The following is a 15,736-nucleotide window of genomic DNA, read 5'->3' on the forward strand; positions in this document are numbered from 1 at the left end:
TCTTTTCTTTATAATTCTTTGAAATCAAGTAAAGGAATCAGCAATTCTGACTCTTCCTTTTCTGGAGCTTCTCCATTGTCGATCCAGCATTGTTCCTTATTGAATATAACCGGAGAAAGCGGGTGTCTTTTTGTCTCTCCATATCCTAATGTGAGATGGCTGTCGCTCAATATCATATGTGCGTTCGTGCCCCCGAATCCAAAAGAACTGATTCCGGCTCTCAAAACCCCTTTTCTGGGACGCCATTCTTTTAAAGACGTGTTCGGAAAGAAAGGCGACTGATCAAATTTAAAACGCGGATTTGGCGTTTTACAATGTAGTGTCGGCGGGAGCATCTGATTTTTTATGGATAAGGCAACCTTTATAATACTCGCTATCCCCGCTGCGCTCATTAAATGTCCGAAATTCGTTTTTACGCTGCCTACTCCGCAAAATTGCGTTTCTTCCGTAACCTCCCGGAACACTTCAGTCAGCGCTTTTAATTCAATCGGATCTCCTATCATCGTACCGGTGCCATGCGTTTCGACATAACTGAGAGTATCTGCATCTATTCCGCCTTTTTTCAGGGCTTTTTTTATCACTGCGCTTTGCGCTTTCGGATTAGGTGTTGTCATCCCCATTGTCTGTCCGTCATTATTAACCGCGGAGGAGTCAATTACCGCGTAAATTCTGTCACCTTCGGCAAGGGCGTCATCAAGTCTTTTCAAAAGGACTGCGCCGCATCCTTCTCCCGGTACAAATCCATCTGCCTTCTCATCAAATGTATGACATTTTCCTTCAGGTGAAAGCGCCCGAGCCTCACTCAGCATGACGTAAGGCTTTTGATCCAGCAAAATGTCAACCCCGCCCGCAATCGCCATATCTGACTCTTTTGACATCAGGCTTTGACAAGCGAGATGGACGCTGACCAATGAAGAAGAACAAGCCGTGTCTACAACCAGATTCGGTCCTTTCAGATTAAAAAAGTGTGAGATATGCGCGCCTATGAAATTTTGTCCTATACCCACGATTGTATTTTTTGAAGGGGAACCTATTTTGGACATAAACGTCCCGGTCCGCGAACCGATGAAAACGCCGACTTCTTTGTTTGATACTTCTTCTTTTGTATAGCCGCCGTCTCTCAATGTCTGGACGCTGACCTCAAGGCATTTTTTGATTAACGGATCAAGCTCTGATGCCTCACTTTTGTTCATATTAAAAAACGCGGGATCGAAAGACTCAATATCTTGAAGAAATCCGCCCCACTTACTGATACTTTTTCCTTTTTCATAGGTGTCAGAGTAGTATGAAGAAATATCCCATCGCGACGCCGGGACTTCACGGACACTATTTTGTCCTTTCTTCAAATTTCTCCAGAACGTTTCTGTGTCCGGAGCATCCGGAAACTCACAGCCCATTCCGATAATAGCGATTTGATTCAGACTGGTTGGTTGCATTTGAGATCCGCTGTCCCGTACTTCGGAAGCATTTTGATTTATATGTTGCTCTTTATTCCGAACCTCAATGTTTTCTGAATCAATTTGAGGACTGATCCCCTCACTTGCAAATAACTCGTTCAAATAGACGCCCAGTTGTGAAAAACTCGGATACTCCAGAAAAGCCGAAGGTTCAATTTTTATTTGAAATGCTTCTTCCGCTTTTTTGACAAGCTGAACCAGTAAGATTGAATCAACTCCGTAATCCGCAAAAGACGTATCCTGATCTAAATTCCCGTAAGGTATTTTCAGCTCCGCGGAAAAAATCTCCATTAACTTCCTGATCATAGCTTCATTGTCTCCATGACCAGAGACCACTTTTTCCTCAGCATCCGGGTTATTTTTAGCAGCTTGAATTCTTGTCTGAAGCAGCTGCTTCAGCTTGAATTTCTCCGGATGTGTCTTTGCCGGTATAAGGCATGGATATCCGTTTATCGTCATGATTTCATCCAGCATGGAAATACCTGTTTCTGTTGAGTGTGAAAGTAAACCGAGTGCCTGATATGATGGACTTGTCACCTCGCCCATCCCAATGTCCTTCCAGCTCGGCCAGTTAATTGATTGATAATATGTTTTGCCGGCTGCATGCTGATACGCCGCAAAGTAATCCATAAAAGCGTTAGCCGCGGCATAGTCACTTGTTCCGGCGCCTAATAAAGGAAAAGCGCTCGCAACAGATGAAAACAAAATGAAGAAATCAAGTTCGTCATCAATAAAAACGTCATGAAGTACTTGCATCCCCTGCACCTTTGGCTCAAATACTTCTCTTATTTCTTGATCAGATTTATGAATAAAAGCCGGATTCGAATGATTGGCTGCACCAGCGCAATGAATCACCCCGCCGATTTTGCCGAACTTCATTCGCACCTCTGAAAAGAAGCGATGTAATTTTTCTTTTTCCGTGAGCGGCCCTGCATACACTTCCACCTGAACTCCCTTTTGATCCAACTCATGCAGCAGTTGTAATTTCGAAAAAAGAGGTGACTTTTCATCGGTGTCTTCTAACATGCCGGCTATTTTATCAGATTCCGGAAGGTCGGTTACTCCCATCAGCACAAGTTTTTTGACTCCCTTGCCGGCATAATGTCTGGCAAGTTCTGCTCCGATCCCTCTTGTTCCCCCTGTAATAACCAAGGTTTGATCCGTACGGCATACCGGCAGACCGGATAGTTTCCGGTTTATTTCCGCCGCATGTAATTTCTCGACGTATGGAATATAACGTTCACCGTTCCGGTAGCAGATTTCACTATACAGCCCGTCAGCGCAAGCTTCATCTGTGATTACCTGTCTCAGTTCCGCCGCAGTCCCGACATGCCCGTCTACATCTATTGTTTTTGATTTTATCTTTTGATACTCCGCGCTCAGCATTTTATATAGTCCGGCTGTTTCGGCTCCGGCTAATGACGGCTTGTCATTCAGAAATGTCTGGAGCCCTCTTGTCACATGTAAAACGAAAAGCTGTTTACGTGTCTTTATGATTTCCTGCAGCAGTATCAGCTTCCCGATTGTGCCGGTGCGTGCCCCGTTTTGATTACTCCGCAAATCTGACAGGTCAATCATGCCGATGATTTCCGGATTTTCTTCTATGACTGCTAGAGCCGTTTTTTTGGCTTCTCCATCCGAATGATCCCAGTTATCTGCGCAAATGACAGCGGGTTCAATCAGAGTATCTGAATCAAACAATTCGAATGCGAGCCGCTCACTTTCACTATTAGCCAGGATCATCACCTGTCCTTTCGTAAAAGCGGAAGGCGCAGCCTTTTGTTTTTTCCACGATTTTTTTAATACATCAAATGATAAGTCAGTCGGTGCATGGGGCAGACTCTGCGGTACACCTGTTTTCTGTTTCTGTGCTGCTTTTGCGGCAGGCACCCAATATCTGTTCCGTTCAAAAGGGTATGCAGGAAGAGAAATAAGCTTCGGTAATTCCGCAGTGTACATCTCTTCCCATTCAACGTCTCCTCCGTTCACCCAGTGAATGGCCATATCTCTTGCATTTTCAAAGTGAGCGGCTGACAGGGCATTCTTTTGACCGGCGCCTCGGCGGGCGTTTCCCCTATATAAACCGTTTAACTTATGATCTGACCGCAAATACATCGTCAGCTTATTGCGAAGATCGTCAATGCTGCTAACCTCAACAGCGAGCCGCTCTTCCATAGCGTTTCTCCCGGTCTGCGAAGTGTACGCGGCATCAGCTAGTGACGTTTTTGGCTCCAGTTCTTTTATATATGCATCAATCAAGAGTCTGAGCCGTTCTTCATTTTTGGCAGAAAGCAGAATAATTTGCGTCTTGTTGCTCTGTACCGTTTCCATCTTTTCTTCATTCTTGTACTCTTCGATGATAATGTGGGCATTAGATCCTCCAGCGCCGAAAGAACTGATACCCGACCTTCTGGCTTGATTTTGCGGCGTCTCCCAATCGGTCAGTTCAGACTGCACGTAAAACGGTGTTTCCTCAAAATCAATATTAGGATTTAAGTTATCGGAATGAAGGGAAGGAGCAAGCTGTTTATACTTCATTTGCATCAGCACTTTTGTGATAGAAGCAATTCCCGCCGCGGCCTCTAGGTGTCCGATATTTGACTTAACCGAACCAATTGCACAACGATAATCGCTTTTTGAGCTGTGCAAAGCTTTGGTTAAACCTGAAATTTCAATCGGGTCTCCCAAAGATGTCCCTGTGCCATGCGCTTCAATATAACTTATGCTGTCTGCATCAATCCCCGCCTTATCAAGAGTTTCACTGATAACGTTTGCCTGCTCGCCCGGATTTGGCACAGTATATCCATTTGTTTTTCCGCCGTGATTTACAGATGTTCCCTTAATCACACCGTAAATCCTGTCCCCGTCAGCCTTTGCGGCAGAAAGCGATTTCAAAAGAACGGCCCCGACCCCTTCTCCCGGCACATATCCGTCTCCTCCCGCTCCAAAGCTTCTGCAGCGCCCATCGCTTGAAACAAAATGATTTTGTGAAAGTAAAGTATATTTATCCGGGTGTAAGGATAAATTCACTCCTCCGGCTATGGCGAGGGTGGATTCTCCCCTTTTTAAACTTTCACATGCAAAATGAACAGCAGAAAGTGAAGAAGAACACATTGTATCAATTGCAAGGCTGGGTCCGTGCAGGTCAAAGAAATATGACACCCGGTTTGCGATAGACGAATAAGAAGACAAGAGCGCCTGACGTCCCTCATCATCTGAAGCACCGGCTGCAAATAACTGATAGTGGCTGTAGGTGACGCCGACAAATACCCCTGTCTTATGCCGTTTCAACTTTTTCTTTGTGTAACCCGCATCTTCAAACGTGTGCCATGCTGTCTCTAAAAATAACCGTTCCTGAGGATCAATTAACTCGGCATCACGAGGCGAAATTGAGAAGAACAGCGGATCGAATTTATCAGCGTCTTTTATAAAACCTCCCCATTTGCTGTCATGACGGGCATTGTCACCTGTGTGATAATATTTCCGAAAATCCCAGCGCTCTTTCGGTATTTCCGTTATACAATCTTTTCCGGAAGAAATATTTTCCCAAAACTGTTCCACATCCTTCGCCATCGGGTAGCGGCCGGCTATACCGATAATTGCAATATCTTCCTCGGAAGGTGCGGATGGTATGCGGGAAACGGAAAGCTTCTCCCGTTTCGCCGGCGCCGAATGATCAATTCGCTGTTCGGCTGCCGGTAAAAACGCCTTCTTCAACTCATGTTGATAGTGTTCAAGAAAATACTCTGACAGCTCTTCAACACTGCTGTATTCAAAGAAAAGAGTCTTAGACACTCTTCCAAAATACTTTTCCAGACGGGAGTTAAGACCTAAAATCGTTAGAGAATCAATTCCGTAACGGTCAAATGTATCCTCGGGTAAAATGCTGTCCGCCGGTCTTCCCGTTTCCGCACCGACGATCTCTGTCAAAAGACGGATCGTTTGCTTTTTCAGATCTTTTTCATTTAATTGCGGCAGACTGTTGTTTTCAGGCACATTCTCTATCTTTTTATGGTCAGTTGAGAGTAATTCACTTATTCTATCTTTGTCTCCGCTGATAACAGCCAGCTGAGAAGCAGAACGGCTCATACTGTCCTGAAAAGCGGCAAGCCCTGCTTGGGCAGATAAAAGTTCCAGCCCCGTGTGTCTTAAAGCCTGCAGCTCTGCCGGACCAACTGTCATATTACCCGCACCCCATAAAGGCCAATTAATAGAAAGTGTTTTCCCGGGACGTCCTTTCATGCTTCGATACTGGGTGAATCCGTCCATACATCCGTTAGCGAAGGCGTAGTCGCTCTGACCCGCATTAGGCAGAACGGCCGAAAGGGATGAAAACATAACGAAGAAATCAAGAGGCTCTTCTTCAGCTGCTTTATCCAGCCAAACGGTTCCGAATACTTTAGGCGCTATAACTTCTTCTATGCTTTCTTTCGCTTTTTTTATGATAAATGCATCCTTAACAAGTCCGGCACTGTGCAAAATTCCGTTTAATTCCCCGAATGTCTGCTTAATGTGCTTAATTAACGCGTCCGCCTCTTTTTCCTTTGAAATATCTGCCGGGACATATAAGGCTTCAGCGCCGAGATTTTCAAGCGCGCTCAATTTTTGCGCCGTTTCACGGGATGCCGGAGAACGCCCGGTTAATACCAGCTTGACTTCCGCCTGTTTCGCCAGATATTCCGCAAACAGATACCCGAGGCCTCCGGCTCCTCCCGTAATTAAATACACACCGTTCTTTTTTACACTGAAACTATGTTTCTCCCCATCTTCTTGTTTTACTCTTTTAAGCTGCCTTTTATAATAATGCCTCGGCTCATAACAGGTAAAGTGGTCCGTCTTGCATTGATTGTTCCATTCAAAAGAGATGACATCTGCAATATGCTGCTTTGTAAACGGCTCGTCAAACATTGATTTCAGCTCTGCAGCCTTACATGTGAAATTCGGATTTTCGGCCTGTACGGTCTTAAGAAAACTTTCAACCGCATTATAAATGGGCTGAACCTCGCCCTCGGCATTTTCATACAGATACAAAACTTCTGCTTTCGGACAAAGTTTGTTCGCCATGAAAGCCTGAAACATTTGAAACAAGGAAAACAGACTTTTATTGAGCTGCTTTCTTATTGCATCTTCTGTATTTTTGAAGAGCCCGGCAGCTAAAAAATGAATAATATGGCGGGGTCTTATATTTTGAGAACGCAGAACCCCGCATAGCGCATCATAATCCTCATCATTTGCAAAGTTCATTTTAAAACGACCGTTCCGGCAATCTTCGAAACGCTCGCCGGAAGTCACGTAAATGAAAGGCGCCTCATAGCCTTCAAGCTGCCTCTTCATTACGGTATACATGCTGTCGTCTTTGCAAAAAAATAAAATTGGCTCTTTCGTATTCGGGAATTTTTCACTGCCTTTAAATTCATGTCTATCCCATACCATTTCATATAGATGGGTTTTCCCCAAACTCTTAATTAATTCCAGCCCTTCTTCACGCGTCAGGCTGCCTTCTTTCACCTTTTTCACGATTTGCTCAATTTGCATCGTTTTTTCATTCATGGAAAAGCAACTCCTCTATCAGCTCTGACGTCTCTTTCGTATTCATCTCACCTGTTTGTGCTTTTTCAAGAAGCGACATGATTTCTCCATCTGCTGTATCTTTATTTGAATTGTGAAGCTCAGTGTTCGAGAAAGCCTCAATCTTCTGCGCTTCATCTTTATTTAAATGAATCCAATGTCTGTTCTTACTGAAAGGATAAAGAGGAAGAGGCCGTTTAACCGGTTTGAGTTCCTCCTCATACAAGTCTTCCCAGCTGATTTCACAACCGATCGTCCACAACTGAGCCAGTTTGGCCGGCTTGTTTTGCTGAATCAGTGATTGAACATATGCATGACCTTCGGGGCCGCCGAATAAAGAAGCGTACAGACTATCAAAATCCGTTACATTTCCTTCATAAACACCTTGCAGTCTGCTCCCCTGAATGTAACCGTTTAATTTTTCAAGAAGATCTCCGGTATTCGAGCAAGTGATCGCAAGGCGGCATTCAAATGGTTCCCTTCCGGTTTGCAGCGTATATGCTATTTCTTCAAGACCGATTCCGGACTTTTCTCTAAAATTGCCGTTATACGGTTTATCAGCTGATCGATTCCGGACGCTGCTGATATAGCGGCACAGCTCACTCAGGGTCATTAATTCCTGAAATATATCTAGTGATATTTCTGTGCCGTACATTTGGTTTATATAAGAGATTAATTCGGAATAAGCCAACGGATCAAATCCGAATTCTGAAAGAGGTGTCTTTGCATCTATATTTGCGGTATCTAAACGCAGGATACCCGCTGCCGCTTCCCGAACCGCCTCTTGCACATCACGTTCCTGCACCTCTTGATGACTGAATTGAACTGATAGTTCTTCATGTAAAAACGCTGTTAACTCTTTGGCTTTAACCATCAGCCTTTCCTTTGTTTTGGCCGATAGAACAATGATTTGATCCCGCTCGGCAGTTACTGCTTTATCTTGTCCGTATTCAAATTCTTCCACGATGACATGAGCATTTGCCCCGCCGAATCCAAAGGAACTGACTCCGGCGCGGCGCGGAATTTCATTTCCTTTTCGATCTTTTAATCTGGCCCACTTCATAGTTTTATTGACAATATGAAACGGTGTTCCGCTTAATTGAATGTAAGGGTTCAGCTCCTTAACATGAAGTGTGGCAGGCAATGTTTTATACTTCATGGATAGTAATACTTTAATCAGCCCCGGCATTCCAGAGGCGGGCTCTAAATGACCGATATTCGTTTTTACTGAACCGATGCCGCAATATTGGTCATGATTCTTTCCTGGATGCGGCTCAAAAGATCCAAACGCTTTTTTCAAGCCTTCAATCTCAATCGGATCTCCCAGTTCTGTTCCGGTTCCGTGTGCTTCAATATAAGATATCGTATCAACAGGAATATCGGCATTTTTGTAAACAGACGTTATTAGTTCTGCCTGAGCTTCCGGGTTCGGAGCGGTCAATGAAGCAGATCTTCCTCCGTGATTTTCTCCGGTTCCTCTCAGGACTCCGTAAATATTGTCTCTGTCATTCATTGCCGCTTGCAATGGTTTCAATAACAGAACAGCTGCACCTTCACCGCGGACATAACCGTCGGCAAGTTTATCAAACGTCTTACACCGGCCGTCCCTAGACAAAATACCGAGTTTATCGGTATACATATGCGTGACTGGATCTAAGAGCAGCGAAACCCCGCCTGCTACCGCCAGCTCACTTTCGCCATTTTGAATCGAGCGCACAGCTCTGTGGATTGCTACAAGACTGCTTGAGCAGGCTGTATCAATGGACTCACTCGGACCTCTGAAATTAAAATAGTGGGATACACGATTGCTGATGAGCGCCTGGCTGTTTCCGGTTCCCGCAAACGCATGCGCCCCGTCCGAATGCCTCATCAGCAGCTGGCGGTAATCATTAAATTGAATGCCCGTAAACACCCCGATATGTTTGCCGGACAGCTTTGAAGCTTTGTAACCCGCATCTTCTATCGCTTTCCAGGTTTCCTGCAAATAAATTCTGTGCTGAGGATCCATGAGTTCTGCTTCCCGCGGATTAATATTGAAAAACGCCTCATCAAATTTATCGGCATCTGTGATAAATCCGCCCCATTTCGAATGTACTTCGCTGCTTCCTTTGCCTTCGGCGTATTTTTTCCAATCCCATCGATCCGGGGGAATTTCCTGAATCGAATCTTTTTCATTGATTAAATTGATCCAAAACTTATCTGCATTTTTTGCTCCCGGAAAAACACAACTCATCCCGATAATGGCAACCGGCTGCTTCTCCGGATGATGGTCAGCCTGTCTTGCTGTCTTTTTTTCAAACGGAAAACTTCGCGGCGGCTTCACGGTTTTCCCTGCGGTTTTCCCGGCGTGCACTTTCCTTTTTTCAGAAATGTTTTTTTCTGCATCTGTATTCCCTTTTGCAACAGTACGCAGTTCACTGCTTAGAAATTCTGAAAGAGACTTTATATGGCTGTAAGTAAAGAAAACGGCAGGTGTCAGCTTAAGCTTGTATTTTTTATTCAGTCGGACAGCTAATGTTTTCAAACTGATAGAATCAAAGCCGAGATTTCCGAAATTCTCTGCCGTATCCAGCTGTTCAATGTTAATTTTCAATAATTCCGATACCATTTGCTTCAGTTCTTCAAGGACATTGTCTGCAGAATCCGGTCCTGTATAAGAACTTTCCTCTTGACGAGCCGGAAGCGTATTTACTTTTTGATGCGGCAGATCTTTTTTTGCTGGTGTAGTTCCGGCATCCCCGGTAACAACCGAAATTTGCGGACAGTCACTTGCCAAAATTGCCTCAAAAGCCGCTATCCCTTCTTCCGTTTCCAAATAATCAAACCCGGATGCGGAAAGATATGCGTCTTCAGCTTCTTTGTTTAAATGCATTCCGCCTTTACGCCACAACGGCCAGTTAATCGAAATGCTCTTGCCTTGTCTCTCTTGCCTGCGGCTCTGTTCGGATCTCCAATTTATATATTGATCTTGAAAATAATTGCCCAACGCATAGTTAACCTGTCCAAAATCTCCGAAGACCGAAGAAATAGAAGAAAATACGATAAAGAAATCAAGCGGCTCATCTTTCGTTAATTCATCTAAGCATACCGTTCCTTCAATTTTAGCAGTCATGCCTTCTGTAAAATCAGTCAGATTCATCTCTGTAAATAACCGATCATCGGCATGACCAGCTGAATGAATAACGCCTTGAATGGATCCCCAAGTCCGTTTCGTTTCTTCTATGACCCATCCCATCGTCTTTTGATCTGCGGCATCAGCTTGATAATATACCGCGTCTCCTCCAAGCGCCTGCAGCCGGTCAATGTTATGTCGTTTATCAGCTGTTAACGGTGATCTTCCCGTCAATACTAATTTTGCTTGATACTGAGAGGCTAAATATTTTGCAAAAATCAGGCCCAGACCGCCCAAACCGCCCGTTATGAGGTAAATCCCTTTCTGTTTCAGCTGATGAGAGTGCTCTGTATGATTGAATACATACTCCTTTAATGTCTTAACATACCTCTTGTCATTTATATATTTAACTTCTTCCGCCTGCCGTTCCACGCCTGAAACCATTTCGTTAAGACAAAATTCAGCCATTTTTTCAATTGATATACGTTCTGAAAAACCGATTGACTTCACATTCTCTGCGGATGGCACCAACATATTTGCCGTTTTTAAACAGCCTGCAAGAGCGCCCGTATACGGATCATTCATGCCTTCTTTAAAAGAGTGAACAAGAAGCAGAGAATGAAGATAAAGAGAGGCGTCACTGCGGGCACTCAGGGCTTTTAATAAATAAAAAATTGATTCCAGGCCGCTGAGAAGGCGGTCACCCGCGTAAAATGTTTCTCCCGTGTGCAAGATGACATCAGGAGAAAACCCCTTTTTCTCCAATTCTTCGAATAAACGAATATAATCTGACGTCACTTCCGGGTTTATACAGAATGTCAGCAGATTTTGATCGGTCTGCCGCTGATCCGGCGTGACGAGAATGACACGGCTGTCTGATTGATTTGTCAGAGCTTCAGCCAATGCTTCATCTTTTGCAAAAACCAGAATTGTTTTTGGCTCCCTATCTTTCTTTTCAATCAGAGGGTTTTTTTGATCCCACTCATGCTCATAAAAACGTACATTTTTATTAGGCTTTTCGCCAAAAACCAGCCCGCTCAGTTCCATCAAAATCCCGCCGGCATTGTCTAATACATACACATCATAAGCCGAATCGCTTTCTTCAGTTTGTTCTGCATATACATAAACGGGTTCAGTCTCATGATCAAAAATCGTACATTCTTTAATATTTTCCGGGGTCTCTCCGGCATTTTCCCCCGCAAGGTATACGACGGCTTGATATGCGCTCTCAATCACTTCCGGTTTGATTATGCACCCTTTCGGCCCGGCCTTTGCTTTTATCTTTAAAAGCACCTGTCCGTTCCTGCTGACGCAGTGCTCTGCGGCTTTCAGACTGTCACTGCAGCTGTATCCGAATTCGGCAAGCCGCTGATAAAACGCTTCGTACGGTATACGGTCTGCGCCCTGAGACAGGAACGGCTCAAGATGAATATTTCCGTTCTCGTACGCCCCGCCTTCTAATTCGAGCCGCCCTGAGGAATAAATGGATGAGTCGCTCTGTTTTTCTATAGAATACGATGCACCCTGATTATCCGGGGTTAATACAATCCGGATCTGCTCATTGCTTCCGCTTTGTAACATCGGTTCTCTAAAGGAGAGCTCAGTTAATTTAATAATCGGATTCCCTGAAGCCATCGCTCCGGCAGCTCTCACCATTTCAATCTGGCTGAGAAACGGAAACATTTCCTTGTCTTGATACTTTGTTTTTATAAACAAACCGGTATCGCTTACATTGATAAGAAACTTCTGGGCTTTAAAATCAGATATATTGCATGAAATGTAAGGATGCAGATCGTTATTTACGTTCATCCGGCGGCTTCCCGTATTTTGCGCATCTATTCTGCATAGCTCTTTGGCAAATGGATATCCCGGTGCTGATACCCGTCTCAAAGTGACATCTTTATAAAGTGACGGCCAATCTACTCCGTTACCGCCAACCCAGTATTCAGCAATCTTCACAAGATCCCTGTTTGCGGCTGCTTCTTCAATTTCAGCTTTGTTCATCCTTTGAGCTTCTGTTGTGTCTTTGCCGCTTGTAAAAATATGATCCCTCGCATTTCCGAGAGTATAGTCTGTCAGCCCTTTAAGCAATTCATCTCTTGTGGAGGCGATAACAGCCAATCTGTGCGGCATTTCTTCTCTCCCGGTTTGTAAAGTAAATGCTGTATTTCTAAGTGTTTCTAATGAATAATCTCTGGCTGCTATTTGTTCTTTTGCGCGTTTTGCATATTCTGCCAGCCTGTCGGCATTTTTTGCAGAAAAAACAAATAAAAGCTGTTCAGGTTCTTCAGCCGCGAGAGGAGAGATAGCTTCATCCGCAAATTCTTCTAAAATAACATGGGCATTAGCTCCTCCTGCCCCGAAAGAACTGATTCCGGCACGCCTGGGAACGGATGACTCCCATTTTTCGGCTCTGTCCGGTACATAAAAAGGTGTTTTTTGAAACGGTATATTCTCATTCAATTCAGCAGAATGAGTCAGTGACGGAACAATCGTTTTATGTTTCATTTGAAGAATAACTTTCGTAATGCCCGCTATGCCTGCAGCAGCCTCAAGATGTCCGATATTTGATTTAATCGACCCGATCGCGCATGTCTTCTTATCGCGTTCGGCACCTGAAAATGCTTTGGTCAGGCCGGTGATTTCAATCGGATCTCCTAACGCGGTGCCTGTTCCGTGAGCTTCTATATAGCTGATGCTTTTTGGATCAATACATCCTTTTTTTAAGGCTCTCGCAATGACCTCACTTTGAGCTTTTGGATTCGGCACGGTATATCCATTCGTCTTAGCACCGTGGTTGATCGCTGTTGCCTTAATAACTGAATAAATCTGATCACCGTCGGCAATAGCCTTTTTTACCGGTTTCAGCAGCACGGCACCTGTCCCTTCTCCCGGCACATAGCCGTCTCCTCCTGAACCGAAGCTTCTGCACCGGCCATCACTGGATAAAAATCCTCCTTGAGTCAGGAGTTCGTATTTATGAGGATGAATGGATAAATTGACGCCTCCTGCAATTGCAATTTCACATTCATTCCTGATTAAACTTTCACAGGCAAAATGAACAGCCGTTAATGATGAGGAACACATCGTGTCCAAAGCAATACTTGGCCCGCTGAAATTAAAGAAGTAGGATACCCGGTTTGCGATTGATGCATATGAGGAAGAAACGGCCGCTTCGTGACCAACGCTGTACAGCTGATATTGGCCGTACATAACCCCTGCAAAAACACCGACGTTTTTTCTTTCAAGCGTTTTCTTTGCGTACCCGGCATCTTCTATGGTGTGCCAAACCGTCTCTAAAAACAGTCTTTCCTGCGGATCAATTAATTCAGCTTCGGCAGGAGAAATATTAAAGAACAACGGATCAAAATGATACACATCGTCAATAAATCCCCCCCATTTGCTTTGGTTTTTTACTTCGTCGCCCGCCGCAGGCTGATAGTGCAGCCTCGAATCCCACCGATCCTCAGGTATCTCAGTTATACAGTCTTTACCGTTCAATAAGTTTTCCCACAGAGTATCAAGATCATTTGCCATCGGGTAACGTCCGCTGATACCGATAATAGCGATATCATTGTCATGATACTTCTCCTGCTGCACCTGATTTTTCATCTGGATTTTCTGTTTCCTGTTAAGATCGGCTGTCTGTTTATTATCTTTTTTCTTCTGAGATGGGGTGCCGCTCCCGCTTTCTCCTAACCGGAGTTTATGAAGAAGAGTATCCCTGTGCTCCTCAACGAAATACTGTGACAATTCTGCCGCAGTCTGATATTCGAATAACAGCGTTTTTGAGAGCGCGCCGAAATGTTTTTCAAGCTCATTCGTCATATTGATAATCATAACGGAATCAAGTCCGTACTTTTCCAATGCCTCTTCTGCATCTATTTTGTCCGCAGGCATCCTGAATTCTGCAGCAATTATTTTTATGATAAAATCAGATGTTTCAGCTGTCAGTTTCTCTGAATCAAATGATTCGATATTTCTCCCTGTTCCTTCATCTGCCTGAATATTGTCTTTTCGTTCATATAATTGATGAACATGATTGTCAATTTGCTCATCTCCGTAAAATACAGTAAATTGCGAAAAACCGGAGGACAATGCGACGGCAAACGCTTTTTTACCTTCTTCTTTTTCTAAAGGATAAAAACCCGCCTTTTTCATTGTCTCTACCGTTCGCTCATCCACTTGCATGCCGACTTCTTTCCACAGCGGCCAGTTCAGAGAGAGAGAAATCGTATCAGAATGCTGGGCAGAACGCATATTCATAAAATGATCCATATAACTGTTTCCGAACGCGTAATCAGATTGCCCGACATTTCCCAACACTGCGGAAGTAGAGGAGAAGCAAATGAAAAAGTCAGGATTTTCTTTCTCAACAGCATCATTCAGCCACATCGTACCCAATACTTTCGGTCTGATTACCTGATCGAATTCCTCTCGTGACTTGTTAAGAAGGAAAGAGTCCCGGATGATTCCCGCGCCCTGAATGACCCCGTTTACTTTTCCATAAGAAGTTTTGGCTTTTTGGACTACATATTCGGCTTCTTCCTTATTGGTAATATCAGCCTGAACATAAACAGCTGAAGAACCGGCATCCTCCAATCGCCTCAGCTGTTTTCTTATATGATCTGAAAGCGGAGATCTACCTGTTAAAACAAGGCAGCATTTTGTTTGAAAAGCCAAATATTCTGCAAAGGTAAATCCTAATCCGCCCGCGCCGCCCGCGATAATATATACTCCATTTTCTCTCAGCGGCACATCTCCGCTTCCGGAATTTTTTTCGGGTTCATACGTTTTGAGCTGTTTGACATAACGCTGCATGTCTTTATAACGGATCTCTAAATCTGAAGGCTGGAAATCACTCAGCTCATTGCGTATGATATCAGCTGCGTGAACGGCTGCTATTGACTGCTCCATTTCAATGCTTTTTGCTGAGATTAACGGATTTTCCAGCTGTAATGTCCGCAAAAATCCGCTTGCCGCCGCGTAAAGAGGCTGTTCTCCGGAAAGATGCGAAAAATATCCATATAACAGCTTGATCGGTTTGCGGCAGTTATTTTTGAAGAGCGCCTGTTGTAATAAAAACAAAGAATAGACTCCGCTGTCGCATTGTTCACGAATCGCTCTCTCTGTTTTTTCAAACGGCATGTCTGACCATAAATGCACCGCTTCCCGTATATCTGACTTCTCTTCTTCTATAAGCCATCCTAACAGGTTTATGTAATCTTTTTCAGAGCGGGGGTCGATTTCAAATACACCGTCCCCGGTTTTTCGAAACTCTTTCCCCGGCTTAACCAAAATAACCCTTGTATCATGCAATGCAGCAAGTTCTTTACTCACATCTTCATTTTTATCAAATAATAAAAGGCTGCCCTCACGCCGGCCGCCTTTTACATGAATGCTGAGATCTGTCCGCTGCCAGACCGTCTGATAATATATCGCCTGTCCGTTACCCCCTGCGGAATGAGAACCAAGCTGCTGTATCCGCTTTACTCCTTCTTCCAAAGAAATGTTGCCGCTTTCTATGTCAGAAAGTACTTTTTTTCTAATATGACGGGCTTCTTTCATAAAAATCTTCATCCCCTTTACAAATGGCACT

The 15,736-nt window shown here is 44.2% G+C and carries 2 protein-coding genes; both read right to left on the reverse strand.

Going from position 1 to position 15,736, the window contains the following annotated elements; genetic code table 11:
- Positions 1-8 precede the first annotated feature (8 nt).
- Positions 9-7,007, reverse strand: a complete 6,999-nt coding sequence (locus AC2CGA_RS03730; protein ID WP_484480126.1) for an SDR family NAD(P)-dependent oxidoreductase — start codon at positions 7,005-7,007, stop codon at positions 9-11.
- The gene (locus AC2CGA_RS03735; protein ID WP_484480127.1) at positions 7,000-15,705 is read right to left on the reverse strand and encodes an SDR family NAD(P)-dependent oxidoreductase; all 8,706 of its coding nucleotides are present in this window, start codon (positions 15,703-15,705) and stop codon (positions 7,000-7,002) included. Before AC2CGA_RS03735 ends, AC2CGA_RS03730 begins: the two co-directional genes overlap by 8 nt.
- Positions 15,706-15,736 lie beyond the last annotated feature (31 nt).

This window comes from Bacillus sp. SYZHCR11, assembly GCF_057196865.1.